The organism is Qipengyuania sp. Mu-71, assembly GCF_036867055.1.
Lineage (GTDB): Bacteria > Pseudomonadota > Alphaproteobacteria > Sphingomonadales > Sphingomonadaceae > Qipengyuania > Qipengyuania profunda.
The window spans coordinates 1,328,085-1,352,988 of sequence record NZ_JBAJHR010000001.1 but is presented as its reverse complement, the minus strand read 5'-3'; the positions used below and the strand labels follow the sequence as shown (position 1 = coordinate 1,352,988).

At 63.4% G+C, this 24,904-nt stretch carries 28 protein-coding genes; 13 read left to right on the top strand and 15 right to left on the bottom strand.

All coding sequences use genetic code 11. The features are described 5' to 3' along the window. The 3 genes from purL to V6B15_RS06715 are packed head-to-tail and all read right to left on the bottom strand — an operon-like array spanning window position 1 to window position 3,337. A complete protein-coding gene (gene purL, locus V6B15_RS06725; protein WP_334200528.1) occupies window positions 1–2,247 on the bottom strand; it encodes a phosphoribosylformylglycinamidine synthase subunit PurL in 2,247 nt (748 codons plus the stop codon). 19 nt (window positions 2,248–2,266) lie between these two features. Then, on the bottom strand, window positions 2,267–2,938 hold the full coding sequence (locus V6B15_RS06720; protein WP_334200527.1) for a hypothetical protein: 672 nt from the start codon (window positions 2,936–2,938) through the stop codon (window positions 2,267–2,269). Between the two features lie 3 nt (window positions 2,939–2,941). Then, complete coding sequence (locus V6B15_RS06715; RefSeq protein WP_334200526.1) at window positions 2,942–3,337, bottom strand: DUF2177 family protein; 396 nt, start codon at window positions 3,335–3,337, stop codon at window positions 2,942–2,944. Between the two features lie 62 nt (window positions 3,338–3,399). Between V6B15_RS06715 and V6B15_RS06710 the strand changes: the two genes are divergently transcribed. The 5 genes from V6B15_RS06710 to queA all read left to right on the top strand — a co-directional run bounded on the left by V6B15_RS06710 (window position 3,400) and on the right by queA (window position 6,913). Continuing rightward, complete coding sequence (locus V6B15_RS06710) at window positions 3,400–3,657, top strand: exodeoxyribonuclease VII small subunit (RefSeq protein WP_253516016.1); 258 nt, start codon at window positions 3,400–3,402, stop codon at window positions 3,655–3,657. Then, window positions 3,654–4,562: a polyprenyl synthetase family protein gene (locus tag V6B15_RS06705; RefSeq protein WP_334200525.1), complete on the top strand. Its 909-nt coding sequence runs from the start codon at window positions 3,654–3,656 to the stop codon at window positions 4,560–4,562. Before V6B15_RS06710 ends, V6B15_RS06705 begins: the two co-directional genes overlap by 4 nt. Continuing rightward, window positions 4,562–5,071, top strand: a complete 510-nt coding sequence (gene coaD, locus V6B15_RS06700; RefSeq protein WP_253516010.1) for a pantetheine-phosphate adenylyltransferase — start codon at window positions 4,562–4,564, stop codon at window positions 5,069–5,071. The genes V6B15_RS06705 and coaD overlap by 1 nt, the downstream gene beginning before the upstream one ends. Before the next feature lie 83 nt (window positions 5,072–5,154). Further along, on the top strand, window positions 5,155–5,847 hold the full coding sequence (locus V6B15_RS06695) for a peptidylprolyl isomerase (protein ID WP_334200524.1): 693 nt from the start codon (window positions 5,155–5,157) through the stop codon (window positions 5,845–5,847). Between the two features lie 37 nt (window positions 5,848–5,884). Beyond that, window positions 5,885–6,913 (top strand): tRNA preQ1(34) S-adenosylmethionine ribosyltransferase-isomerase QueA, encoded by a 1,029-nt coding sequence (queA, locus tag V6B15_RS06690; RefSeq protein WP_334200523.1) that lies wholly within the window; start codon window positions 5,885–5,887, stop codon window positions 6,911–6,913. Window position 6,914: 1 nt separating this feature from the next. Here the strand turns inward: queA and V6B15_RS06685 are convergent, their stop codons facing one another. Next, window positions 6,915–7,481, bottom strand: a complete 567-nt coding sequence (locus V6B15_RS06685) for a TetR/AcrR family transcriptional regulator (RefSeq protein ID WP_334200522.1) — start codon at window positions 7,479–7,481, stop codon at window positions 6,915–6,917. Window positions 7,482–7,526: 45 nt separating this feature from the next. Between V6B15_RS06685 and V6B15_RS06680 the strand changes: the two genes are divergently transcribed. The 7 genes from V6B15_RS06680 (at window position 7,527) to V6B15_RS06650 (ending at window position 15,690) form a co-directional block, all read left to right on the top strand. Then, window positions 7,527–8,957: an 8'-apo-carotenoid 13,14-cleaving dioxygenase gene (locus tag V6B15_RS06680; RefSeq protein ID WP_334200521.1), complete on the top strand. Its 1,431-nt coding sequence runs from the start codon at window positions 7,527–7,529 to the stop codon at window positions 8,955–8,957. 6 nt (window positions 8,958–8,963) lie between these two features. After that, on the top strand, window positions 8,964–9,902 hold the full coding sequence (locus tag V6B15_RS06675; protein ID WP_334200520.1) for an ABC transporter ATP-binding protein: 939 nt from the start codon (window positions 8,964–8,966) through the stop codon (window positions 9,900–9,902). Beyond that, window positions 9,899–10,663, top strand: coding sequence for an ABC transporter permease (locus V6B15_RS06670; protein ID WP_253515970.1), 765 nt, complete (start codon window positions 9,899–9,901; stop codon window positions 10,661–10,663). The genes V6B15_RS06675 and V6B15_RS06670 overlap by 4 nt, the downstream gene beginning before the upstream one ends. Window positions 10,664–10,719: 56 nt before the next feature. Then, window positions 10,720–11,667, top strand: a complete 948-nt coding sequence (locus V6B15_RS06665) for a DUF481 domain-containing protein (protein WP_334200519.1) — start codon at window positions 10,720–10,722, stop codon at window positions 11,665–11,667. Window positions 11,668–11,669: 2 nt separating this feature from the next. Then, a complete protein-coding gene (gene tgt, locus V6B15_RS06660) occupies window positions 11,670–12,794 on the top strand; it encodes a tRNA guanosine(34) transglycosylase Tgt (protein ID WP_334200518.1) in 1,125 nt (374 codons plus the stop codon). Window positions 12,795–12,819: 25 nt separating this feature from the next. Continuing rightward, entirely contained in the window at window positions 12,820–13,581 is a 762-nt protein-coding gene (locus V6B15_RS06655; RefSeq protein WP_334200517.1) for a M50 family metallopeptidase, read from the top strand. 114 nt (window positions 13,582–13,695) lie between these two features. Beyond that, window positions 13,696–15,690 carry an alpha/beta hydrolase family protein gene (locus V6B15_RS06650; protein WP_334200516.1) on the top strand — a complete coding sequence of 665 codons (1,995 nt, stop codon included), beginning with the start codon at window positions 13,696–13,698 and terminating at the stop codon, window positions 15,688–15,690. A 77-nt stretch (window positions 15,691–15,767) separates the two neighbouring features. Here the strand turns inward: V6B15_RS06650 and rpsD are convergent, their stop codons facing one another. Then, on the bottom strand, window positions 15,768–16,382 hold the full coding sequence (gene rpsD / locus V6B15_RS06645; RefSeq protein WP_253515954.1) for a 30S ribosomal protein S4: 615 nt from the start codon (window positions 16,380–16,382) through the stop codon (window positions 15,768–15,770). A 205-nt stretch (window positions 16,383–16,587) separates the two neighbouring features. On the opposite strand from rpsD, the gene V6B15_RS06640 reads away from it, so the two are divergent. Then, window positions 16,588–16,905, top strand: a complete 318-nt coding sequence (locus tag V6B15_RS06640) for a chorismate mutase (protein ID WP_334200515.1) — start codon at window positions 16,588–16,590, stop codon at window positions 16,903–16,905. Here V6B15_RS06640 and V6B15_RS06635 read toward each other — a convergent pair. From V6B15_RS06635 to rpoD, 10 genes are all read right to left on the bottom strand, one after another. After that, entirely contained in the window at window positions 16,902–17,195 is a 294-nt protein-coding gene (locus tag V6B15_RS06635) for a hypothetical protein (protein WP_334200514.1), read from the bottom strand. The genes V6B15_RS06640 and V6B15_RS06635 overlap by 4 nt on opposite strands. Window positions 17,196–17,318: 123 nt before the next feature. Further along, window positions 17,319–17,627, bottom strand: a complete 309-nt coding sequence (locus V6B15_RS06630; RefSeq protein ID WP_334200513.1) for a hypothetical protein — start codon at window positions 17,625–17,627, stop codon at window positions 17,319–17,321. 85 nt (window positions 17,628–17,712) lie between these two features. Further along, the gene (locus V6B15_RS06625; RefSeq protein ID WP_334200512.1) at window positions 17,713–18,441 is read right to left on the bottom strand and encodes an RNA methyltransferase; all 729 of its coding nucleotides are present in this window, start codon (window positions 18,439–18,441) and stop codon (window positions 17,713–17,715) included. After that, window positions 18,428–18,898, bottom strand: coding sequence for a transcriptional regulator NrdR (gene nrdR / locus V6B15_RS06620; protein WP_253515924.1), 471 nt, complete (start codon window positions 18,896–18,898; stop codon window positions 18,428–18,430). The genes V6B15_RS06625 and nrdR overlap by 14 nt, the downstream gene beginning before the upstream one ends. After that, complete coding sequence (locus V6B15_RS06615; protein WP_334200511.1) at window positions 18,899–19,123, bottom strand: hypothetical protein; 225 nt, start codon at window positions 19,121–19,123, stop codon at window positions 18,899–18,901. A gap of 11 nt (window positions 19,124–19,134) precedes the next feature. Next, window positions 19,135–20,448 carry a serine hydroxymethyltransferase gene (gene glyA / locus V6B15_RS06610; protein WP_334200510.1) on the bottom strand — a complete coding sequence of 438 codons (1,314 nt, stop codon included), beginning with the start codon at window positions 20,446–20,448 and terminating at the stop codon, window positions 19,135–19,137. Between the two features lie 3 nt (window positions 20,449–20,451). Then, on the bottom strand, window positions 20,452–20,889 hold the full coding sequence (rpiB, locus tag V6B15_RS06605) for a ribose 5-phosphate isomerase B (RefSeq protein ID WP_320180309.1): 438 nt from the start codon (window positions 20,887–20,889) through the stop codon (window positions 20,452–20,454). Window positions 20,890–20,961: 72 nt separating this feature from the next. Then, entirely contained in the window at window positions 20,962–21,309 is a 348-nt protein-coding gene (locus V6B15_RS06600) for a response regulator (RefSeq protein WP_334200509.1), read from the bottom strand. Beyond that, window positions 21,300–22,712, bottom strand: coding sequence for a sensor histidine kinase (locus tag V6B15_RS06595; protein ID WP_334200508.1), 1,413 nt, complete (start codon window positions 22,710–22,712; stop codon window positions 21,300–21,302). The genes V6B15_RS06600 and V6B15_RS06595 overlap by 10 nt, the downstream gene beginning before the upstream one ends. A gap of 161 nt (window positions 22,713–22,873) precedes the next feature. Further along, on the bottom strand, window positions 22,874–24,892 hold the full coding sequence (gene rpoD, locus V6B15_RS06590; RefSeq protein WP_334200507.1) for an RNA polymerase sigma factor RpoD: 2,019 nt from the start codon (window positions 24,890–24,892) through the stop codon (window positions 22,874–22,876). Window positions 24,893–24,904: the final 12 nt, after the last annotated feature.

Below are 24,904 nucleotides of genomic sequence, written 5' to 3'. Positions count from 1 at the left end.
TCAGCCTTCCATCCAGTCGGCGAAGAAGCTCTGGTGCGCGGCGCGCATGTCGTCGACGCTCTTGCCGAACAGCGTGCTGCCGCCGGTCTTGCCGATGCGGCGGAACCCGATCGAGGCGGTTTCATCGCTCTCGGTCCCCTTGGCCAGCGCGCGGTTGAGCGCCTCGGTATCGGGCACGGTCACCACATACCGGCCCTGATCCTCGCCGAACCACCACTGCGCCTGCGTGTAGTCCTGATGCCATTCGACCTCGGCGCCGATCCCGCCCGCCATCGCCATTTCGGCCAGCGCGATCGCCAGTCCGCCATCGGACACATCATGCACGGCGCTGACCAGCCCATCGGCAATCAGCTGGCGCACGATCCGGCCCGCGTTCTTCTCGACGGTGAGGTCGGTCGGCGGGGTGCGGCCTTCGTCGCGGCCATGGATTTCGGACAGCCACAGCGATTTGCCCAAGTGCGAGCGTTCGGGATCGGGCGTCGCCCAGTGTTCGGCGCGGATCAGGTAGATCGCCTCGCCCGCTGCCTTGAAAGGCATGGTCATCATGCGGTCGTAGTCGTCGATCAGGCCGACGCCGCCAATCGCGGGCGTGGGCAGGATCGCGCTGCCACCCCCGGTCGCCTTGCTTTCATTATAGAGCGAGACATTGCCCGACACGATGGGGAAGTCGAGCACGCGGCAGGCGGCGCCCATCCCTTCGAGCGCGTGGACGAACTGGCTCATGATCTCGGGGCGCTGCGGGTTGGCGAAATTGAGGCAATTGGTCACCGCCAGCGGCCGCGCGCCGACCGCGCACAGATTGCGGTAGGCCTCGGCAATCGCCTGTTTGCCGCCTTCATAGGGATCGGCATGGACATAGCGCGGCGTGCAATCGGTGGTGATCGCGAGCGCCTTCTTCGTTCCATGCACGCGGACGACACCGGCATCTCCGCCGGTCTGCAGCGTATCCGCGCCGACCTGGCTGTCGTATTGCTCGGCGATCCAGCGGCGCGAGGAGAGGTTGGGCGAGGCGAGCAGCTTCATCACGTCACCGCCCACATCGTCGGTGTCCGGACGCTCGCGCATCGGCGTAATGCCCGCCCAGGTGGTGTAGTCTTCCTTGGACAGGTAGGGCCGGTCGTATTCGGGTGCGTCGGCTGCCAGCGGGCCGAGTGGAATGTCGCAGACGACTTCGCCATCGAATTCGAGCACCATGTGCTGCGTATCGGTGACCTCGCCGATGATCGCGAAATCGAGCTCCCACTTGTCGAAGATGGCCTGCGCCATGGCTTCCTTGCCGGGCTTGAGGACCATGAGCATCCGCTCCTGGCTTTCGCTCAGCATCATCTCGTAGGGCGTCATCCCGTCTTCGCGGCACGGCACCTTGTTCATGTCGAGACGGATGCCGGCCTTGCCATTGGTCGCCATTTCGACGCTGGAAGAGGTCAGGCCCGCGGCGCCCATATCCTGGATCGCGACGATCGCGTCGGTCGCCATGAGCTCGAGGCAAGCCTCGATCAGCAGCTTTTCGGTGAAGGGGTCGCCCACCTGCACGGTGGGGCGCTTGGCATCGGCGTCTTCCTCGAAATCGGCGCTGGCCATGGTCGCGCCATGAATTCCGTCGCGGCCGGTCTTCGATCCGACATAGACGATCGGATTGCCCACGCCGGTGGCGGCGGAATAGAAGATCTTGTCCTGATCGGCGACGCCCACGGTCATCGCATTGACGAGGATATTGCCGTCATAGGCGGGATGGAAATTGGTCTCGCCGCATACGGTGGGCACGCCGACGCAATTGCCATAGCCGCCGATGCCGGAGACGACGCCCTTGACCAGGTGCTGCATCTTGGGATGCTCGGGCCGCCCGAAACGCAGCGCATTGGCATTCGCCACCGGGCGCGCACCCATGGTGAAGACATCGCGCAGGATGCCGCCCACGCCGGTCGCCGCGCCTTGGTAGGGCTCGATATAGCTCGGGTGGTTGTGGCTCTCCATCTTGAAGATGGCGGCCTGTCCGTCGCCGATGTCGATGACGCCGGCATTTTCGCCGGGGCCGCAGATCACCCAGGGTGCCTCGGTCGGCAGTTTCTTGAGATGCAGCCGCGAGCTCTTGTAGCTGCAATGCTCGGACCACATGACCGAGAAGATGCCCAGCTCCACCAGATTGGGCTCGCGGCCCAGCGCGTGCAGGACGCGTTCGTATTCTGCGGGGCTGAGGCCGTGCTGTTCGACGACTTCGGGGGTGATCGCGGATTCGACTGTTGCCATGCGCGCGCGCTTAGCCCCGCTAGCCCGCGACCGCCAGACCCCGCTGGTTTTTATGCCACCGTGTCGATTGCACCCAGAAGGCCATGGCGGTCAGGATCCCGTAGGACAGGAAGACCGAGAGATACATGCCGACGCCCGCGGTTTCGGGCTGCGGTCCGAACCAGTTGATCGCCTGGAACAGCAGCATCGCCGCGAGCAAGATCAGCGGGGGGATTACGGGCCCCTTGGTCCGGCTGATATAGAACCAGTAGGCAAGCAGGACGAGGCCGATCTCCAGCGGCATTTCGATACTGGGCGTGTTCCACAGGCCAAACCCGTATTTCTCCTCGCCGCCCGCGATGGTCAGGTCCGGGCGATGTGCCAGCAGGTCGAGCAGCCAATGGCTGAGCACCACGATCGCGCCCCAGGCGGCTGCGACGATGTTGCGCAGGACGATCCCGACGACCACGCCGAAGACCAGTGCCCAGCCGGCGGTCGCGAGGAGGCTGTGCGAATAGGGCATGAAGACCAGATCAAGCGGGTTCATGGCAGTGATGCCGGGGACGATGCGAAGCTGCTCGATGCCGAATATCGCGAATGTGAAGAATACCCAGTCGACCAGCTGCGCGGCGATGAACAGCACGCCGAGCTTGGGCGCATCCTCGGTGATTCCACGGGCCAGCAAAGCGGGAGCAAAATGGCCGATGAACATGGTCTAGCCGAACTTGTCGGCGGCAAAAGTGGCTGCGCTTGCCGCGACTGCCGTAGCGAACGCGCCCCAGACGATGTCGGCGATGGTAACCGTGGTCGACCAGCTCCGCAGCGTGGCCTGGTTGGTCAAATCATAGGTCGCATAACAGATCGCGCCGAGCAGGGCGCCATTGAGCGCGGCGGAGGCGATCCCGTTGGCGAGACCCGGGCGAACGGCGAACCAGACCACTGCGGCGACATAGGCAGCGTAGAACACCAGTGCCGGCGCCATGCGGAAACTGTCCGCCAGCAGATCGCCGAGTTTGGGACGATAGAAATTGGGTCCGGCCCAGCTCAGCCACACCGCGTCCAAGGCCCCGAACACCAACGCCACAGCGATGGCAGCGACAATCCACGTCATATTGGCTCCCCCGTTTGGGTTTACTTGACCGCGCGCAGGCGGACCGTCAATGCTTGCCTGCGATGGCAGAGGAACAGTCACAGATTTCGGATTTGAGCTTCGAGCAGGCACTGCGCGAACTCGAGGGTGTGGTTCGCCGGCTTGAGAGCGGCGATGTACCGCTGGACGAGAGCATCGATCTCTACGAGCGTGGTGAAAAACTGCGCAAGGCGTGCCAGGCGCGGCTCGATGCGGCGCAGGCGCGGATCGAGAAGATCGTGGCCGGGGCCGATGGCAAACCGGCGGGCACCGAGCCCTTCGATGCAGGCGGCGCCGCGTGACGGTGGTTACCGCGCTGCCCGACCTGCTTGGCGAGGCGTTCGAGCGGGTCCAGGCCGATATCGACAGCGCGTTCGACGCGTTTCTTCCCGTTCCCGACGATACCCGCGCGCGGCTGATCGAGGCGATGCGCTATGCCGCGATCGGCGGCGGCAAGCGGGTGCGTCCGCTGCTGCTCGTCGCGACTGCCGACCTGTTCGGGGTCAACCGCAGCGCGGCGATCAATGCCGGCTGCGCAGTCGAGGCAATCCATGCCTATTCGCTGATCCACGATGATCTGCCCTGCATGGACGATGACGAATTGCGGCACGGGAAACCCACCGTGCACACCGCCTTCGACGAAGCGACCGCCGTGCTCGCGGGCGATTGCCTGCATGCCTTGGCTTTCGATATCCTGAGCCAGCCCGATACCAGCACCGATCCCTTCGTCCGCGCCGAACTGGTCGCCACGCTCGCCCGCGCGAGCGGTCATGACGGTATGGCAGGTGGGCAGATGATGGACATCATGTCCGAAGAACAGGCCTACGACCTGCGCCAGATCACCCGCCTCCAGCAGCTCAAGACGGGCGCACTGCTTGCTGCCAGCGTCGAGATGGGGGCCGTACTCGGCCGCGTGCCACCCGAAGGACGGGCGCATTTGCGCGCCTATGCCCGCGATATCGGTCTCGCCTTCCAGATCGCCGACGACCTGCTCGACGTCGAAGGCGACGAGGAACGGGCTGGCAAGGCGCTGCGCAAGGACGAGGTGCAGGGCAAGCAGACATTCGTCACGCTGATGGGCGTCGAGCAGGCGCGCGCGCAGGCGACCATGCTGGTCGAACAGGCCGGACGGCACCTTGCCAACCATGGCGAGGATGCGCGACTGCTGGTGGAGCTGGCGCGTTTCATCGTGAAGAGGGATCATTAATGGCCAAGCGTATCGGCATTTACCCGGGGACTTTCGATCCGATCACGCTCGGGCATATGGATATCATCGAGCGCGGCGCGAAGCTGGTCGACGAGCTGATCATCGGTGTCACCACCAATATCGCCAAGTCGCCCATGTTCGACGATGACGAGCGTATCGCGATGGTCGAACGCGAAGTGGCGGGCATCAAGAGCCAGAGCATCCGCGTGGTCGGCTTCAATTCGCTGCTGATGGACTTTGCCCAGCAGATGGGTGCGGGCATCGTCATCCGCGGAATCCGCGGCGTGACCGATTTCGAATATGAATACCAGCTCACGGGCATGAACAGGCAACTCAACGACCAGATCGAAACCGTCTTCCTGATGGCCGATGTCGAACTCCAGCCGATCGCCAGCCGTCTGGTCAAGGAAATCGCTTTCTATGGCGGGCCGATCGGGAAATTCGTGACCCCCGCCGTGCGCGCCGATGTCGAGGCGCGGGTGCAGAAGCTCGGCCCCCGCGGCGGCTGACGCGGCTACCCAAGCTATTCATTGAACCGACAGACGCCGGTCGCTAGACGATCCGCCATCCAGGACATTGCTACGGAATGACGATGCTCAAGACTTCGCTTGCCATTGCTGCCACGCTTTCGCTTGCCACGGCCCCCTTTGCCGCCCAAGCGCAGGAAGCTGACCCGACGGTTGCCGCCGAAGCGGAAGCCGATACGCGCGTATTCACGCCGGTCAATTTCGACGTGACCGAGGACCGCGAAAACATCCTGCTGCTCGACCTGTCGAATGGCGAGCGCGTGTCGATCCGGCTGAAGCCCGACTGGGCACCCAACCATGTCGAGCGGGTCAAGACGCTGACCCGGCAGGGGTTCTATGACGGGATCATTTTCCACCGCGTGATCGACGGCTTCATGGCGCAGACCGGAGATCCGACCGGGACTGGCACCGGCGGTTCGGAATTGCCCGACATTGCGGAGGAATTCCACCGTATGCCGCATGTCCGCGGAAGCGTGTCGATGGCACGCTCGGCCAGCCCCGACAGCGCGAACAGCCAGTTTTTCCTCGTCTTCTACCCGCGCTTCAACCTCGACGAGAATTATACCAATTTCGGTCGCGTGATTGCCAATATGGCCGCCGTCGATGCGATCGAGCGCGGCGAGCCGCCCGCTAACCCCACGCGGATCCTCCAGGCGTCGATCGCTGCGGACAATAAACCGGTCCCCGCCATGCCCGCGCCGAGCGTGCCCGATGCGGAGATTTCGGTCAGCGATCTTAACGCGCCGATCGGCAACTGACTTTCCATCGCGCCGCACCCGGACTAGGGGCAGCGCGATGAAAGTCGACCTCTTCGATTTCGAACTCCCGCCCGAACGGATTGCGCTGCGCCCGGCGCGTCCGCGCGATGCTGCGCGCATGCTCGTCGTCCGCGGGCAAGGTCCCTTCGAGGATCGCGGCGTGCGCGACCTGCCGCACATGCTGCGCGCGGGCGATGTGCTGGTGTTCAACGATACGCGCGTGATCCCGGCGCAGCTTGAAGGGCGCCGGGGCGAGGCCGCGATCGGCGCCACGCTGCACAAGCGGATCGACTTGCGCCGCTGGCAGGCCTTCGTGCGCAATGCCAAGAGATTGCGGGTCGGCGATATCGCCGAGTTCGGCGGCGGGGTAACCGCGCTCGCCGAAGAACGGCTGCCCGATGGCAGCTTCGTGCTCGCCTTCGCAGGCGATGAACCGGTCGAGGTCCTGCTCGAGCGGGCAGGCCGGATGCCGCTGCCGCCCTATATCGCAGGCAAGCGCCCTACCGACGCGCGCGACCGCGAAGACTACCAGACCATGTTCGCGCAGGAGGACGGCGCGGTCGCCGCACCCACCGCCGCGCTGCATTTCACGCCCGAGCTAATGGCGTCGCTGGCTGAGGCCGGGGTTGGGACCGAAACACTCACGCTGCATGTCGGGGCAGGGACCTTCCTGCCGGTCAAGGCGGACGACACCGACGACCATGCGATGCATGCCGAATGGGGCCGGATCGAACCTTCGGTCGCCGCCCGGCTCAATGCGGTTCGCGCGGCAGGCGGCAGGGTCATCGCGGTCGGCACCACCAGCCTGCGCCTGCTCGAAAGCGCGACGGGCGAAGACGGCGTAATCCAGCCGTTCGCGGGCGATACGGCCATCTTCATCACGCCGGGCTACCGATTTCGCGCGATCGACGGGCTGATGACCAATTTCCACCTGCCCAAATCGACACTGATGATGCTGGTGAGCGCGTTGATGGGGCGCGACCGGATGATGGCCGCCTATGAGCACGCCATTGCGCAGGAATACCGCTTCTACAGCTATGGCGATTCCTCGCTGCTGCTTCCCTGACCTAGGGGAACACGTTGTCTGTATCGAGCAAGCGGTCGATCAGCGCATCGTCGGCGCTAATGCGCCCGTCGAGCATCAGCATCGCAATCCCGTGCGCAATCGACCAGGCCTGCAGTGCGAGCGTTTCGGCGCGTTCGGGATCGCTGGTGAGCGCCTGCGTATGCGCGGTCAGTAACTCGCGCGCCTGATCGGGTGCATCGCGGTCGCCGACCGGATGGCCTTGCGTGAACATCATCCGGAAAAGCGCGGGATGCGCGAGCGCGAAGCGGACATAGGTCCGCCCCGTCTCGGCAAAGCCCGCCGCACCGCCGCCCGCTTTCTTCGCGGCTTTTGCCTGCTCGCTTCCAAGTAGCGCGAGGCCCTCTTGCGCCAGCGCCTTGTCGAGCGCCTGTTTGTCGGGAAAATGGCGATACACTGCAGTCGCCGAAACCCCGACTTCGCGCGCCAGTTCGCGCAGCGAGGGGGCCTTGCCCTCGGCCCCTTCGAGCGCTTCCAGCCCGGCGGCGAGCAGGGCGTCGCGCAAATTGCCGTGATGGTAGCTGGCAGGCGATGTTGACACTGTTAGCATGACCTCTATGTTTACAGCGTTCACTTTAACCGGAGCGAGTCGGTCATGGCAAGCGTCATCGAGAAAACCATCAGCAAGGCAGTTACGCCCGCACTACAGGCGGTTGCCAGCATCAACCGCACCCGTCTGCCGGGTGCGGAGGACAATCCGTTCCTGCACGGCATCCATACACCGCTGACCGAGGAATTCACGCTCGATAACCCGACCGTGACCGGCACCATTCCCGCCGAACTCGATGGCCGCTATGTCCGGATCGGTCCCAATCCTTTCGGCGAAACCGGCAAGGGCCACCACTGGTTTTTGGGTGATGGCATGGTGCACGGCGTCCGACTGAAGGATGGCAAGGCCGAATGGTATCGCAACCGCTTCATCCGCTCCGCCGAGCTTGAAGGCAAGGGCGGCCCGCCGGCCGTGGGCGGCCCGCGCCGCGGCTTTGGCGACACCGTCAACACCAATGTCCTCGATATCGGCGGGACGATCATGGCGCTGGTCGAGGCCAACAGCTTCCCGGTCGAACTCGACGGCAATCTCGACAGCGTCGCCTATTCCGATTTCGGCGGCGGGCTGACCGGTTCCTTCACCGCGCATCCGCATCAATGCCCCGATACGGGCGAATATCACGCGATTTGCTACGAGGGTCCGTCGCAGGACACCATTCGCCACGTCGCCATGGACCGGCACGGCAAGGTGCTGCGCGAAACCGAGATCGCGGTAAAGCATGGTCCCTCGATCCATGATTGCGCGCTCACCGAGAACTTCGTTGTGATCCTCGATCTGCCGGTCACCTTCTCGATGCAGGCGCTCATGTCCGGCCACAAATTCCCCTATCGCTGGAATCGCGACCACAAGGCGCGGGTCGGATTGCTGCCGCGCGGCGCCACGGGCGACGAGGTCGTGTGGCACGAGGTCGATCCCTGCTATGTCTTTCATGTCGGCAACAGTTTCGAAGATGAAGCCGGCCAGGTGATCATCGACGTCTGCCCCTATGAGACCATTTTCGACGGCGAGATGCCGGGGCCCTATGGCAAGGCGCTCGGGCTCGAACGCTGGACGGTCGACGGGCAGGGCGGGAAGGTCACCCGCCGCACCATGGACGCAGCAGGCCAAGAATTTCCCCGGCCGGACGAGCGCTATTTTACCAAGCCTCATCGCTATCTCTGGTCGATGGGCATGCCCGAAGACGGGGATCTGGATTTTGTCGCGCCGATGCCGCTCTATCGCCACGATCTCGCCACTGGCGAACGCGTGCAGCATGTTTTCGGCGAAGGGCGCATTCCCGGCGAATTCGTCTTTGTTCCGCGCTCGGCCGGCGCGCCCGAAGGCGATGGCTGGGTGATGGGATATGTGATCGACCGCAACCACGGCACCAGCGCACTCGAGATCCTCGATGCTATGAGCCTTTCCCCGGTCGCGGCGGTCCATATCCCGCATCTCATCCCACCGGGCTTCCACGGCAACTGGATCGCCGCTAGCTAGGAGGCTGTGGATCCGATTCTCGAACTCAGCGGCCTGTCGAAGGTCTATCCCGGCGGGCTGAAAGCGCTCGACCATGTCGATCTGACGGTCAGCAGGGGCGAGATCTTCGCGCTGCTCGGTCCCAATGGGGCAGGCAAGACCACGCTGATCGGTGCGGTCTGCGGGTTGGTCCGGCCCAGTTCGGGCACGATCCACGCCTTTGGCTACGACCTCGCCAGCAACTGGCGCCGGGCGCGCAGCCGTATCGGTCTGGTGCCGCAGGAGCTCAGCACCGACATGTTCGAACCGGTCGAGCGCGCGGTCAGCTATTCACGCGGGCTGTTCGGTCTTGCCCCCGACCGCGAGCGGATCGAGGAAATCCTGCGCAGCCTGAGCCTGTGGGACAAGCGCGACGAGCGTATAATGGCGCTGTCGGGCGGGATGAAGCGCCGGGTGCTGATTGCCAAGGCGCTGGCGCATGAGCCCGATCTGCTGTTCCTCGACGAGCCCACCGCGGGCGTCGATGTCGAACTCCGCAAGAGCATGTGGGCGATCATCGACGACATGCGCAGCCGCGGCGTGACTATCATTCTCACCACGCATTATATCGAGGAAGCCGAGATGATGGCGGACCGCGTGGGGATCATCAATCGCGGCAAATTGCTGATGGTAGACCAGAAGGATGCCATGATGGCGCGGCTTGGCCGCACCGAGGCGCATATTGCGCTGGCCCAGCCGCTGACCGTACTGCCGCCGGCAATCGCCCGTTTCCCGGTCGAGCTGGAACAGGGCGGAACCTCGCTCTGCTATCGCGGCGGCGACGGGACCGGCAAGGGCAAGGCCGAGGTGGCCGCGCTCACCAAGGCACTGATCGCCGCAGAGATCGACTATACCGGCATCGAAACGCGCGAGAGCAGCCTCGAGGATATCTTCGTCTCGCTGCTGGGCGAGGGGGAGGCGGCATGATCTCCTGGCGTTCGACCTGGTCGATCTACACCCGTGAACTGATGCGGTTCCTGCGCACCGCGTTCCAGTCGGTGCTTGCGCCGGTGCTGACCACTTCGCTCTATTTCATCGTGTTCGGCGCGGCAATCGGCGGGCGCATGCCCGATCTCGGGGGGGTGGAGTATGGCGCCTTCATCATTCCCGGCCTGCTGATGCTCACGCTGCTGGGCGAAACCACCAGCAATTCCAGCTTCGGCATCTACATGCCGCGCTTTACCGGGACGATCTACGAACTGCTCAGCGCGCCGGTGGGCGTTGCCGAGACTCTGATCGGTTTCGTGGGCGCCGCGATGACCAAGAGCCTGCTGCTCGCCGCGATCATCCTGCTGACCGCGCGATTGTTCGTCGATTATTCGATCGCGCACCCCTTGCTCGCGGTATGCTACATCATGCTGGTCGCCGCCGCTTTCAGCCTGTTCGGCTTCATCCTCGGCATCTGGGCGGACAATTTCGAGAAGCTGGGCATCATCCCGATGCTGTTCCTGACCCCGCTGACCTTTCTCGGCGGGACCTTCTATTCGATCGATATGCTGCCCGAACCGTGGGACACGATCGCGCTGGCCAATCCGATCGTCTATCTGGTCAGCGGTTTGCGCTGGACCTTCTACGGATCGAGCGATGTCGATATTGGGATCAGCTTCGGCATCACGCTCGGCTTCCTCGCAACCTGCGTCGCGGTGATCGCTTATATCTTCAAGACCGGTTGGCGCCTGCGCGCCTGACACGTTCCATCGATTGGAGGGTGGCGAGGCGCGAAACTAGGCGCTACGCGCAGCCCATGCGCTTTATCCCGTTGATCTTTTCCACCCTGCTGGGCTGTGCCGGGACGGCCGTGCAGGCCGAGCTTCCCGAGGGCGCGCGCGCGATGATCGATGCAGCCATAGCCAGCGGCGACGAGCAGAAGGTCGCTGCGGTTATCGACCTCGCGCGCAGCACATGGCCCGAAGAACGCAGCATGATCGATGCGATCAACGACCAGTGGAAGATCACGCTGGCGGCGCGCCGTGCGGCCGAGGCCGAGGCGGAGCAGACCGCGCTGATCAACGCAGGCATGTTCGAGCGCTGGAGCGGCGAAGGCGAGCTGGGTGCTTTCCAGTCGAGCGGCAATACAGAGTCTGTCGGGGTGGTGGCGGCGTTGCGGCTCGATCGCGAAGGCATCGACTGGACCCATGCGATCAGGTTGCGCGCCGATTACCAGCGGCAGAACGGCTCGACCAGCCGCGAACAGTTCGCGGCTTCCTACGAACCGCGCTGGCAGTTCGACGAGAACATCTTCGCCTATGGCCTCGCGCAATACGAACGCGACCGGATCCAGGGCTTCTCCTCGCGCTATTCGGTTTCGGGAGGTCTCGGTTATCGTGTGGTCGACAATCCGGAGCTCAAGCTCTCGCTCAAGGCGGGCCCCGCCTACCGCGTGACGGATTTCACCGACGGAACCAGCGCGGATCGGATCGCGGGACTGGTCGGGCTCGATTTCGACTGGCAGATGCTCGACCGCCTCAAGCTGACGCAGGATGTCGAGGCGCTGGCCGAAACCGGCGCCGAGGCAACGCTGATCTTCGACGGGGCCAACACCACGATCAATCTGGTGACGGGTCTCGATTTCGACGTCAGCAACCGGCTGCGTTCGCGCCTGTCGTACAAGGTGGAGTACGACAGCAACCCGCCGGCGGGGTCGGAAGACACCGACACGCTGACCCGCGCCACCCTGATTTACGGCTTCTGATCATGAGCGAACGTTTCGCATTCACCATCCATGCGACCGACGGCGCCGCGCGCACCGGCAGCATCGCAATGCAGCGCGGCACGGTCCGCACGCCCGCCTTCATGCCGGTCGGCACCGCGGCGACGGTCAAGGCGATGAAACCCGAAACCGTCCGCAAGACGGGCGCGGACATTATTCTCGGCAATACTTACCACCTGATGCTCCGCCCGGGGGCCGAGCGGGTGGCGAGGCTGGGCGGTCTGCATAAATTCATGAACTGGCAGCGCCCGATCCTTACCGACAGCGGCGGCTACCAGGTGATGAGCCTGTCCGAACTGCGCAAGCTGACCGAGCAGGGCGTCGAATTTCGCAGTCATATCGATGGCTCGAAACACATGCTCACGCCCGAGCGCAGCATGGAAATCCAGCGCCTACTGGGCAGCGATATCGTGATGGCGTTCGATGAATGCCCGCGTGCCGATCGCCCGCGCGACGAGATTGCGGCCAGCATGGAAATGTCGATGCGCTGGGCGAAGCGCAGCCGCGACGGCTTCGACGCGGGCGGCGAGCATGCCGCGCGGTCGGCGCTGTTCGGAATCCAGCAGGGCGCGCTCGACGAGGACCTGCGCCGCATCAGCGCGGACAAGCTCGCCGATATCGGTTTTGACGGATACGCGATCGGCGGGCTCGCGGTGGGCGAAGGGCAGGAAGCGATGTTCGCCACGCTCGACTACGCGCCTGGCCAGTTGCCCGAGGATCGCCCGCGCTACCTGATGGGCGTAGGCAAACCCGACGATCTGGTCGGCGCGGTCGAGCGCGGGGTCGACATGTTCGATTGCGTCCTGCCCAGCCGGTCGGGTCGCAACGGCCAGGCCTTTACGTGGAACGGCCCGATCAATCTGCGCAATGCCCGCTTCGCCGAAGATCAGGAGCCGCTCGACAGCCGCTGCACCTGCGATACCTGCGGCACCTATACGCGCGCCTATCTGCACCATCTGGTCAAGTCGCAGGAAATCCTCGGCGCCATGCTGATGACCGAGCATAACATCGCCTTCTACCAGCAGCTGATGCAGGCGATGCGCGATGCGATCAGGGTAGGGCAATTCGCGCAGTTCGCCAGCGATTTCCGCCGCGACTACTTGCGTTGAGGCGCGCGGGCGATAGGCTCCCCGGATGACGGAAAACCCCCAGCCGCTTGTCGCGCCCCCGAAATGGGGGCTGCCCTATGCGGAGGACCACATGCAGCCGGCCATCCAACGCGAGCAGAGCTATATCCTCGCCTTCGCAGTGCTGACGATTATCGCTTGGCAGACCGAGATTGGGACGCTGGCGCTGATGCCGTTTACGCTATTGGCGACCTGGTTCCACGAGATGGCGCACGGGCTGACCGCGATGCTGCTCGGCGCCGAGTTCGAGCGTCTGGTGATCTTTGCCAATGGCTCGGGATTTGCCGAATATTCCGGGAGCATGTGGGGCATCGGCCAGGCGATCGTCGCGGCGGCAGGGTTACTGGGTCCGAGTATCGCGGGATGCCTGATGATTATCGCCTCGCGTTCGCGGCGGGCCACCCGCTGGGTGCTGCTGGGTCTTGCGGCTGCGCTGGCGGTAACGACGCTGGTATGGGTGCGCTCGATTGCGGGGTGGATCGTGCTGCCGCTATTCGCCGTCGCGGCGGGTTACATCGCGCTGCGCGGCAATGCGAAATGGCAACGCGTCGCGGTCGAGTTCCTCGGCGTGCAGGGCGCGGTGAGCGTGTATCAGGACCTCGGCTATCTCTTCAGCCCTAGGGGCCAGCTTGGCGGGCAAGCGGTCTTGTCCGACACCGGCCGCATCGCCGATGCGCTGTTCCTGCCCTACTGGTTCTGGGGCGGGGCGATCACGCTCGCGATCGCCGCGATGGTGTGGAAATCGCTGCAGGTGGCCGGGCGATACTGAATTGCTGGTCTGCCAAGGGGTGCGCAGTTAACCAATACTAGGCACCCTGCGAGGTTGCGCTACGTTTTGGCTTTGCTAGTCTTCGACCTACTTGGAAAATAGGGGTCGAAATTCATGAAAAAGCTACTCACCGGTGCTGCCGTCGTTTCTCTGTGCGCGCTGGGTACGCCGGTTTACGCCGAAACCGCGGAGGAAATTGCGTCCGTGTTCGGTGCGCGGGAGTCCGTGCTGCATGTGAGCCTTTCGCCTTCGGGCGACAAGCTTGCCTATGTGGCCCCCTTCGGCACCCACGGCGAGGCGCTCTATACCGTTGATCTGGCCGTCGGCACGCCGCCGCGGCGGTCACTCGTGTCCGATGAAGTGTCGAGCGATCTTACGTCATGCCAGTGGGTCACCGATGAACGCCTGATCTGTCGCATTTACATGACCACGCGCGATGCGGCGCTCGGCGAGTTCCTTGGCGGTACCCGGCTGATCGCCCTTGATCATGACGGGCAGAACGCGAAATCGATCGAAGCGCCGCGCAATCTGCGTGCATTGCGCGGGGTCTGGAACGGCGGTTCGATCGTGTCGCTGAATTCGGATGCCTCCGAGAGCTCCATCCTGATGACGCGTGAGTACGTCAAAGAGGAATCGCTCAATACGCGCCTTGCGAATAGCGAAGGTGGCCTTGGCGTCATCGCGCGCGACGTGGTGAGTGGCAGGGAGAAGCCGGTCGAGGGTCCGGACAAGAATGCCCGGTTCTACCTTGCCGACGACGAGGGCAGGATCCGGATAAAGGCCACGCAGAATTACAATCCTTCGGGTTATCTCGACGACGTGGTTGCCTATTTCTACCGGACCGCGGACTCGGACCGCTGGCAGCCTCTCTCGCGCGTCGAAGTGGGCCGGGGGTACACCAGTGGTTTTCGCCCGCAGGCCGTCGATGCCGCCAGCAATCTTGCCTATGGTTACGATGTCGACGAGAGCGGGCACTACGCGCTGTACACGGTCACCCTGGATGGTAACGCCACCCGCACCAGGGTGTTCTCGGTCAGCGATTTCGACGTTGATGATGTGGTTACGCTCGGGCGCCGCGGGCGTGTGATTGGCGCCAGCTACGCCACTGAAAAGCGCTATGTTCGTTACTTCGATCCGGCCATGAAAGGCCTCGCTTCGGCCCTGACCGAGGCACTCCCCGGCAATCCCGCGATCGACATTGCGGGTGCCAGTTCGGACGAAAGCGAGCTTCTGGTGATCGCCGCCAGCGATACGGATCCGGGAATGCTCTATCTGTTCGACCAGAATGCCAAGGCGCTCAACCCGCTCCTGCCGATCCGCGAGGAATCCGTCGGGCGAACTCTGGCGGCGATGCAGCCCGTTACCTACACGACTTCGGACGGAAATCAGGTTCCGGCCTACCTGACGCTCCCGCCCGGTTCGGACGGCAAGAACCTGGCAGCGATCGTCATGCCCCACGGCGGCCCGTCGGCCCGCGATGAATGGGGTTTCGATTGGCTCGTGCAGTTCTTTGCCGCGCGGGGTTATGCGGTGCTGCAGCCGAACTTCCGTGGATCCGCGGGTTATGGCGCGAACTGGTTCGGCGAGAACGGCTTCCAGAACTGGCGAACAGCTGTCGGCGACGTCAACGCTGCTGGCCGGTGGCTGGTCGATCAGGGGATCGCGGATGGTGCCAGGCTTGCAACCCTGGGCTGGTCGTACGGTGGATATGCAGCGCTGCAGTCGCAGGTTCTCGACCCACAGTTGTTCAAAGCTGTGGTGGCCATCGCTCCGGTTACCGATCTGCGCGAATTGCGCGAGGATGACCGGAACTTCAGCAGCTATCGCCTGGTCGAGAAGGAATTGGGCGACGGTCCGCATCTCGTCGAAGGCAGTCCCGCGCAGAATGTCGGCCGCTTTTCCGCGCCCGTGCTGATCGTCCACGGCGATGCAGACCAAAACGTCAACGTGGAGCAGGGCCGCCGCATGAGTGAAGCGTTGCAACGCGCGAACAAAAGTGTCGATTATCTGGAATTCGAAGACCTCGCGCATGATCTCGACGATAGCGCCGCCCGCAAACAGATGCTGTTGAAGATCGACAGCTTCCTTGGGGCCAACCTCGGATCCTGATCGGGTCCGACAAGGTTGAACGAAAAAGGGCGGCCCCGCGAGGGACCGCCCTTTTTCTGTGTCGCTGCCGGTGAGGCTTAGCGCGAGTAGAATTCGACCACGAGGTTCGGTTCCATCGTCACCGGATAAGGCACTTCGTCGAGCTTGGGCACGCGGGTGAAGGTCACCTTGTCGTTGCCGTCGGGCGCGACGTAGTCGGGAATGTCACGCTCGGGCAGGCTCTGCGCTTCGATGACCAGCGCCATTTCCTGCGCCTTCTTGCCGAGTGCGACAACGTCGCCGACCTTGACGCGCGCCGAGGCGATGTTGGTCTTCACGCCGTTGAGGAGAATGTGGCCGTGGCTCACGATCTGGCGGGCGGCGAAGATGGTCGGCGCGAACTTGGCGCGATAGACGACCATGTCGAGACGCTGTTCGAGCAGGCCGACGAGGTTCTGGCCCGTGTCGCCCTTCATGGCCGACGCTTCCTTGTAGGTGCGCTTGAACTGCTTCTCGGTGACGTCGCCGTAATAGCCCTTGAGCTTCTGCTTGGCGCGCAGCTGCAGGCCGAAGTCGCTCATCTTGCTCTTGCGGCGCTGACCGTGCTGGCCGGGACCGTAGGAACGCTTGTTGACCGGGCTGTTCGGGCGACCCCAGATGTTTTCACCCATCCGGCGGTCGAGCTTGTACTTGGCGCTGGTGCGCTTCGTCATAGATATTCTCCAATTTGCTGGGCCATCCCATCGACGGCCATCAAACCCGGCATAACACCGCCGAACCAGGGGTTCGACGCGGCTTCCGCTTCACCGGGGTGCGGAGCCAATTTGCGAAGGCGCGCTCTTATCAATATCGGGCTGCGCGTCAAGCGGTAACATAGGTGCTCGACAAGGCGGAGCAAGCGGGGCAGGGCGCTGCGCCATGACCCAGGATTACAAACTGCCCGACGACTGCACCGATATGCGCGATGTCCGCCGCGGGGTCGATGCGACCGACCGCGAATTGATGGATTTGCTCGAGCGGCGGTTCGGCTACATGCGCGCGGCGGCACGGATCAAATCCGACCGCAACGCCGTGCGCGACGAAGCGCGCAAAGCCGAAGTGGTCGGCAATGCGCGCTCCGATGCGGTTCGCCGCAATCTTCCGGCAGACCCGCTTATGCGGATCTGGGAAGATCTGGTGGAAACCTCAATCGCTTACGAGCTGGTCGAGTGGGACCGGCTCCGCGAAGGAAACTAGCCAGACGTACGGGTGTTGCCGGTTCCGCTGCGATCCTGATTTTCACGAGCGGCTGAGCCAGCAGCATCGCGCTCGAGTTTCCAGGCTGCGTTGGTTTTGCAGACCTTTTTGCTGCCCAGACGCGAACCGACGGGCGGCGGCAGACGCTTGCAGACCACCGTCGCTGCATCGTTTGCAGCCGCGCTGTCCTCATCCGCGATCACGCCCTTCTCGCCATCTGCCGATGCGGAGGCAGGAAGCATGAAGAGCGCGGCGGCACCGGCAGCAATGGTCAGATACTTGGTGTTCACGTTTTCCTCCTGTGGAACAGCCCGTGGGATGGGCCATCTGCAGACGGTCCGGACCAACTCGCCCCAAGCGCGAGGTACGGATCGCCAAATGAAGCCGCAGCCTATCGAGCGCGATGAAGATTGTCAGGGATTATTTCTGATGAGCCCGCGCGTTTCGACATCGTTCGCCGTTTCGCGTGTCGTCCGTTCCCATTCTTCCCATTGATAGACCGGCAGGCACACTTCTCGGCCCGGGATGCGTGTCCCGACCTTGGGGGCCATATTGCGGCAAACAATGGTTTCGTCGTTGCGCTCGACCGTGCCTTCGTCGGCCGCGTCGCTGAGAGCAACCTTGGTGGCCGTGTCACCGTCTTCGGCGTCGTTCTGAGCATTCGCAGCGGTAGCGAAGAATAGGGCACCCGCGAAAAGCGCTACAGTGACTGTATTTCTCATGGTTTGTCCTCTCACCATCAACCCATGCAAAAGCAATGGAATGCAAGACTACCACAAGATCGCGAAATCAAGAAATTAGAATGACCTAGTCTCTGGGGGGGCGGGCCAAGGAAGACAAAACCCCCCGCAGGGTCCGGACTTCGAGGTGGTTCCAGCCCGGCTTCGTCAGCACGCCGCGCAGGGTCCGGCGTGATGCTTCGGCGCGCGACTCGGGAAGGAAATAGCCCTTGGGTGCAAGCATGCCCTCGAGATGCGCCACCAGCCCGTCGAGCTCTTCCTGCGGGGCGGGGGGCAGGAGGTCTTCCTGCGTGGGCTGGACCAATTGTTCGTGCTTCGACCATTCATAGGCGCACAGGATCACCGCCTGCGCGAGGTTGAGCGATCCGAATTCGGGGTTGATCGGCACGGTCAGGATCGCGCGGGCCAGCGCTACGTCCTCGGTTTCCAGACCCGAACGCTCGGGCCCGAACAGGATCGCGCTGCGACCCTGCGCTGCGGCGATTTCCTGGCTGGCTTGCTCGGGCGTGACAACGGGCTTGGTGACACCGCGTTTGCGCACTGTCGTGGCAAAGACATGCGCGCAATCGGCGACGGCTTCAGCAGTGGTGGCAGACACTTGCGCCTGATTGAGCACGATGTCCGCGCCCGCCGCGGCAGGACCGGCCGCGGGGTTGGGCCAGCCGTCGCGCGGCTCGACCAGCCGCATTTCGACCAGTCCGAAGTTGAGCATCGCGCGCGCCGCCTTGCCGATATTCTCACCCAGCTGTGGGCGGACGAGGACGATTACGGGTTTGCGCGTATCAGCTTCGCTCATTGGCGGCCGCTTCCTGCACAGTGCTGGCAAATTCCTCGAAATCGCGCGCTTCGCTGAAGTCGCGATAGACCGAGGCGAAGCGGATATAGGCGACGCTGTCCAGGCCGCGCAGCCCGTCCATCACCATTTCGCCGATACGCTGCGAAGCAATCTCCGCCTCGCCCGCGGTCTCGACCTGGCGCTGGATCCCGCTGACCAGCTGGTCGATGCGTTCCTGCGGAACATCGCGCTTGCGGCAGGCGAGGGCAATCGACTGTTCGAGCTTGGTGCGATCGAAGGGCTGGCGGCGGTCGCCCGATTTAAGCACGGTGACCTCGCGCAGCTGGACGCGTTCGAAGGTGGTGAAGCGTGCGCCGCAGCTGGAACATTGCCGGCGGCGCCGGATCGAGGTGGAATCCTCGGTCGGACGACTGTCCTTTACCTGGCTGTCGTCATGCGCGCAGAAAGGGCAGCGCATTTACGGTCGGAGACGTTTGTAGAGCATGAAACCCGCGCCTGCGACGAGACCGATCGGCCAGGTCACGACCGGCAGCAGGCCGCCCGCAATCGCGCCGACGGCCGCGCCGGTCAGCACCGGTTTGGTCGAAGGATGGTCGAGGCCCTTGGTAGCCATGTTCTTCACCTCGTCCTTGGCGTCGGAAAGGAGCTCGTGATCCTGGTGCTTGGGGTCCTGCTCGTCCATCGCTTGTCTCCTCAGCGCCCCGGATAGACGGGGAAGGCAGCGCACAGTTCGGCAACCTTGCCGCGCACCTGCTCTTCGACCTGGCCGTCGCCCTCGGGGCCATTGCGCGACATCCCATCTACCACTTCGCAGATCAGCGCGCCAATGGTTCTGAACTCGTCGGGCCCGAAACCGCGCGTGGTCCCTGCGGGCGTGCCGAGGCGGATACCGCTGGTCACGAAGGGGCTGCGTGTGTCGTAGGGGATGCCGTTCTTATTGCAGGTCAGCCAGGCGCGGTCGAGCCCGGCTTCGGCGGCCTTGCCGGTCACGTCCTTGGCGCTGAGATCGACCAGCATGGAGTGGTTGTCCGTCCCGCCGGAAACGACGCGCAAGCCATTGGCCTCGATGCCTTCGGCCAGCGCGCGGGCGTTGTCGACGACGCGCCGCGCATAATCCTTGAAGTCGGGCCGCAGCGCCTCGCCAAAGGCCACCGCCTTGGCGGCGACGACATGCATCAGCGGGCCGCCCTGCATGCCGGGGAAAACCGCCATGTTGAACGGCTTGGTCAGCGCCTCGTCATTCCACAGGATCACGCCCGAACGCGGGCCGCGCAGCGATTTGTGCGTGGTGGTGGTCACGACATGCGCATCCGGGAAGGGATTGGGGTGGGCGCCGCCCGCCACGAGGCCCGAAATGTGGCTCATGTCGACCATCAGATAGGCGCCGACTTCATCCGCCACCTTGCGGAAAGCGGCCCAGTCCCACACGCGCGAATAGGCAGTGCCGCCCGCAATGATAAGCTTGGGCTTGTTGGCCCTAGCGATCGCCATGACCTCGTCCATGTCGATCAGCTCGTCATCCTGGCGCACGCCATAGCTGACCGGATTGAACCACTTGCCGCTCATATTGACCGGCGAGCCATGCGTGAGGTGACCACCCGAATTGAGGTCGAGCCCCATGAAAGTGTCGCCCGGCTGCAGCAGCGCAAGGAACACGGCCTGGTTCATCTGGCTGCCCGAATTGGGCTGGACGTTGGCGAATTCGCACCCGAACAACTTCTTGGCGCGGTCGATCGCCAGCGTTTCGATCACGTCGGCATAGTCGCAGCCGCCGTAATAGCGCTTGCCGGGATAGCCTTCGGCATATTTGTTGGTGAACACGCTACCCGTGGCTTCGAGAACCGCGGTGGAGGCGATGTTTTCGCTGGCGATCAGTTCGATCTTGTCCTGCTGGCGGGCCAGCTCGTTGCGGATCGCGGCATGGATCTCGGGATCTGCTTCGGCCAGCGTATCGTGCCAGAAACGGTCCATCGGGTCGCGCGCGGTGTCTTTTGCCTGGGTAGCCATAGATCAGATGTCCGGGTTGGAAAGCTTGTCGACGCGGCGCTGGTGGCGGCCGCCGGCGAAGGGGGTTTCGAGGAAGGCGGAAAGGCACGCCTTGGCCATGTCGCTGCCCGTCAGGCGCGCACCCATGGCGATGCAGTTCGCATCATTATGTTCGCGGGCGAGGGTGGCCGACAGGGGTTCCCCCACCAGCGCGCAGCGCATGGCGGGGTTGCGGTTGACGCTCATCGAAATGCCGATCCCGCTCCCGCACAGGGCAACGCCGCGCTCGGCGGTGCCATCGGCGACGACGCTGGCCAGCTTGTAGCCGAAGTCGGGATAATCGACGCTGTCGGCGGTCTCGGGACCAAGGTCGGCGACCTCGTGGCCCTGTTCGATCAACCAGTCGCGCAGCTCGGTCTTGAGATCGAGCGCGGCGTGGTCGGATGCTATGGCGATACGCATGCGCGCCCCATAGTCGTTTCCGCTGCGGCTCGCCACCTCCTTGTGGCGGTTGCCCACGCCGGATTGATAGGGTCAGTTGTCGATCGCGATATCGCGGATGTCGTCCAGCACATAGGGCTTGGTCAGCGTGGTGACATCCGCCAGTTCTGCCGGGTGTTCGGCGTCGCCATAGCCGCTGGCAAAGACGAAGCGGACGCCCTTGCGCACAAGCTCGAAGGCGATGGGGTAACTTTTCTTGCCATGCAGGTTGATGTCGAGAATGGCAAAATCGAACGCCCCGGCTTCGACCTGATCGAGCCCTTCTTCAAGCGAGCCCACGGCGACCACATCGGCGCCGTCCTCGAGGAGCATGTCCTCGAGCGAGAAGGCAATGATAGGTTCGTCCTCAACCACCAGGATACGTTTGCCGGTCAGGGGCATAGAATGCCCTCGAGGCGGCAGTGCAGGCCGGCGGGTGCATAGTCGATCTCGGTGCGGCTCCCCGGTGTGCCGAGCCCACGCTTTATGAGCCGCGATCCAAATCCGGTCCTGTCCGGCTTGGCGACCGTCGGGCCGCCGGTTTCACGCCAATCGAGAACGAGCCGGTTGCCGTCGGTGTCCTGTTCGAGCGACCAGTGAATATCGACCGAGCCGCCCTCGGTCGAAAACGCGCCGTACTTCACCGCATTGGTGCACAATTCATGGATGACCATCGCCAAGGCGACAGCGGGCTGCGGCTCGAGACGGATATCTGGCCCGTCGAGCGTATAGCGGGACTGCCGGGTTCCCGCGGTTGCTTCGAGCGCGCCCCGGACAATGGTTGCCAGATCGGCCGATTCCCACCGCCGTTCGGTCAGCAGGCTGTGCGCACTGGCCAAGGCCGCCAGCCGTTCGACGAAGATGTCGAGCTGGGGATTCTGCTTGTCACCCCTGAACGATTGCTGCGCCAGGCCCTGAACGACAGCCAGCGTGTTTTTCACGCGGTGGTTGAGTTCGTTGATCAGGATGCGCTGGCTTTCCTCGGCCACCACTTCCTCGGTGACATCATATCCCTGGACCAGCACGCCCTCGAAGCGATCCGGGCCGCGAATGGGCTGAAAAATGAATTCGAGATGCCGCTCGCGCAGTTCATTGTCATCGCTGCTTTTCAACAGGATCTTTTCGCGGCGTCCGAAATAGGGTTCGCCGGTACTCATGACCCTGTCGAGCACTTCGACGAAGCCCTGTTCGGCGATTTCGGGCAGCGCCTCCGCCACACTCTTGCCTTCCAGTTCGCGCTCCCCGATCAGGCGGCGATAGGCGGCATTCGACATGACGAAGCGATGTTCCGGGCCTGCAAGTACGGCCACGAAACCGGGCGCTTGTTCCAGCAAGGCGCGCAGCCGGTCCAATTCCTTCGATGCCCCGCGCCACCGCTCTTCGACCGCTTCGGCCCGGCGGACAACGCCCGCAGTATCGCGCTGTTCGATCTTCGTGATCTGGATGGGATGCTGGAGAATGTATTCGACGGCCCCACCATCGTCGAGGATCGGAACCTGGGTCGTGCTCCAAATATGCGCATCCATGCCGCCCGAGGCATTGGGAATATCGTATTTTATATGCGCAATCTCGTCCGGCTCGCCCGTCTCGAGCACCCGGTCGAAAGAGGTCTGGAGTTGCTGGCGGCTCTCACCTTCGCTCGGGAATGCATCGAATACATGGCGGCCGACAATGTCGTCGCGCTCGCGATCCATGAGCTTGAGATAGGTATCGTTTGCCCAACGTATATTCAGCTCGTGATCGAGCAGCAGATAGGGGTTCGGCGAGTGCGCGAGCACGAGCTTGAAGTCGATAGCCCTATCCAACGTCGATGATCCCCGAACACCGGCCGATTTCGCGACCGGGCCCCCTCGTATTTCTCCCCGCATGGCGCCTTAAAGCATTGGGCGCCCAACGGTTCCCGGCAGCCTTAAAGAATTTGCCGGTTGGAGTGATGGGCATGCGCTCCCGCAGGTTGCGCATGCGTCTACTGATCGAGGAAAGAACGCATCTTCCGGCTACGGCTCGGGTGCTTGAGCTTGCGCAAAGCCTTGGCCTCGATCTGACGGATACGTTCACGGGTGACCGAGAACTGCTGGCCGACTTCCTCAAGCGTATGATCGGTGTTCATGCCGATACCGAAGCGCATGCGCAGCACGCGCTCCTCGCGGGGGGTAAGGCTGGCCAGAACCCGGGTCACGGTTTCCTTGAGGTTGGCCTGGATCGCGGCATCGACGGGGATGATCGCGTTCTTGTCCTCGATGAAATCGCCGAGGTGGCTGTCTTCCTCGTCGCCGATCGGCGTTTCGAGGCTGATCGGTTCCTTGGCGATCTTCATCACCTTGCGGACCTTCTCGAGCGGCATGGAGAGCTTCTCGGCCATTTCTTCGGGTGTCGGTTCGCGGCCTTGGTCGTGCAGGAACTGGCGGCTGCAGCGCACCAGCTTGTTGATCGTCTCGATCATGTGGACCGGGATGCGGATCGTGCGTGCCTGGTCGGCGATCGAGCGGGTAATTGCCTGACGGATCCACCAGGTGGCATAGGTGCTGAACTTGTAACCGCGGCGGTATTCGAATTTGTCGACCGCCTTCATCAGGCCGATGTTCCCTTCTTGGATGAGATCCAGGAACTGCAGGCCGCGGTTGGTGTATTTCTTGGCGATCGAGATCACCAGGCGCAAATTCGCCTCGACCATTTCCTTCTTGGCGATACGCGCCTCGCGCTCGCCCTTCTGGACCATGTTCACAATACGGCGGAACTCTTCCAGCGCCATGCCGGTCTGGCTGGCGATGTCCGAGATCTCGGCACGGATGCGTTCGACCGCATCGCCTTCCTTCTCCGCGAAGGCCGCCCACTTCTTGTCCTTCTTGGCGCGTTCCTTGAGCCAGCTATCGTCAAGCTCGTTGCCGATATAGGCATCGAGGAAGTCGATCCGCTTGACCTTGTGGCGCTCGGCAAGGCGCAGCATCTGGCCGCCCAGCGCGGTCAGGCGGCGGTTGAAGGCGTAGAGATTGTCGACCAGAAATTCGATCTTGGTCGCGTGGAACTGGACGCTTTCGACTTCGGCGGTGAGCTGTTCCGAAAGCGCTTCGTATTTCTTTTCCTTGGCGCGGGTAAAAACCTCGCCCTTGGCCATCAGGTCGACGCGCTCCTTCTGGAGCTTTTCGAACTTGCCGAAGAGGTCGGCGATACGCGCGAAGCGTTCGATGGCATCCGGCTTGAGCGCGGCTTCCATCTGAGCAAGGGACATGGTGTTGTCCTCTTCCTCTTCGTCGTCGCTCTTGGACGAACCTTCCTCGCCCTCTTCGCCGTCTTCTTCCGAATCCTCGTCTTCATCGTCGTCGCGAATCGTCGGACCGGCGGTTTCCTCGGAAATCTCGCCGTCGTCGTCTTCATCCTCGCCCGCTTCCATCTTCTCGGGCGGGGGTTCCTTCGACAGCATGGCATCGAGATCGAGGATCTCGCGCAGCTGCATTTCCTCGGCATTGAGCGCTTCGGACCACTGGATGATGGCGTGGAAGGTGATCGGGCTCTGGCACAGGCCCATGATCATCATGTCGCGGCCGGCTTCGATGCGCTTGGCGATCGCGATTTCGCCTTCGCGGCTGAGCAGTTCGACCGCGCCCATTTCGCGCAGGTACATGCGGACCGGGTCATCGGTGCGTTCGCCGGTGGCGAGCTTGCGCGTGGCGGTGGGCTTGTTGGCTGCGGCCTTGGTGTCTTTCTTGGCACCCGCTGCGATTTCCTCGACTTCGGAATCTTCCTCGGCCGCAGCTTCGGCTTCCTCGTCGCTTTCGACGATCTGCACACCCATGTCGGACAGGGCTGACTGGATATCCTCGATCTGGTCCGAACTCATCTCGCCCTGCGGCAGCGCGTCGTTGAGCTCGTCATAGGTGACGTAACCCTTGCGCTTCGCCTTGGCGATCAGCTTCTTGATCGAGGCTTCGTTGAGGTCGATCAGGGGAGCGTCGCCATCGTCCGTGGTCTTCGACTTGGTGGCCATAAAGATTTCTAA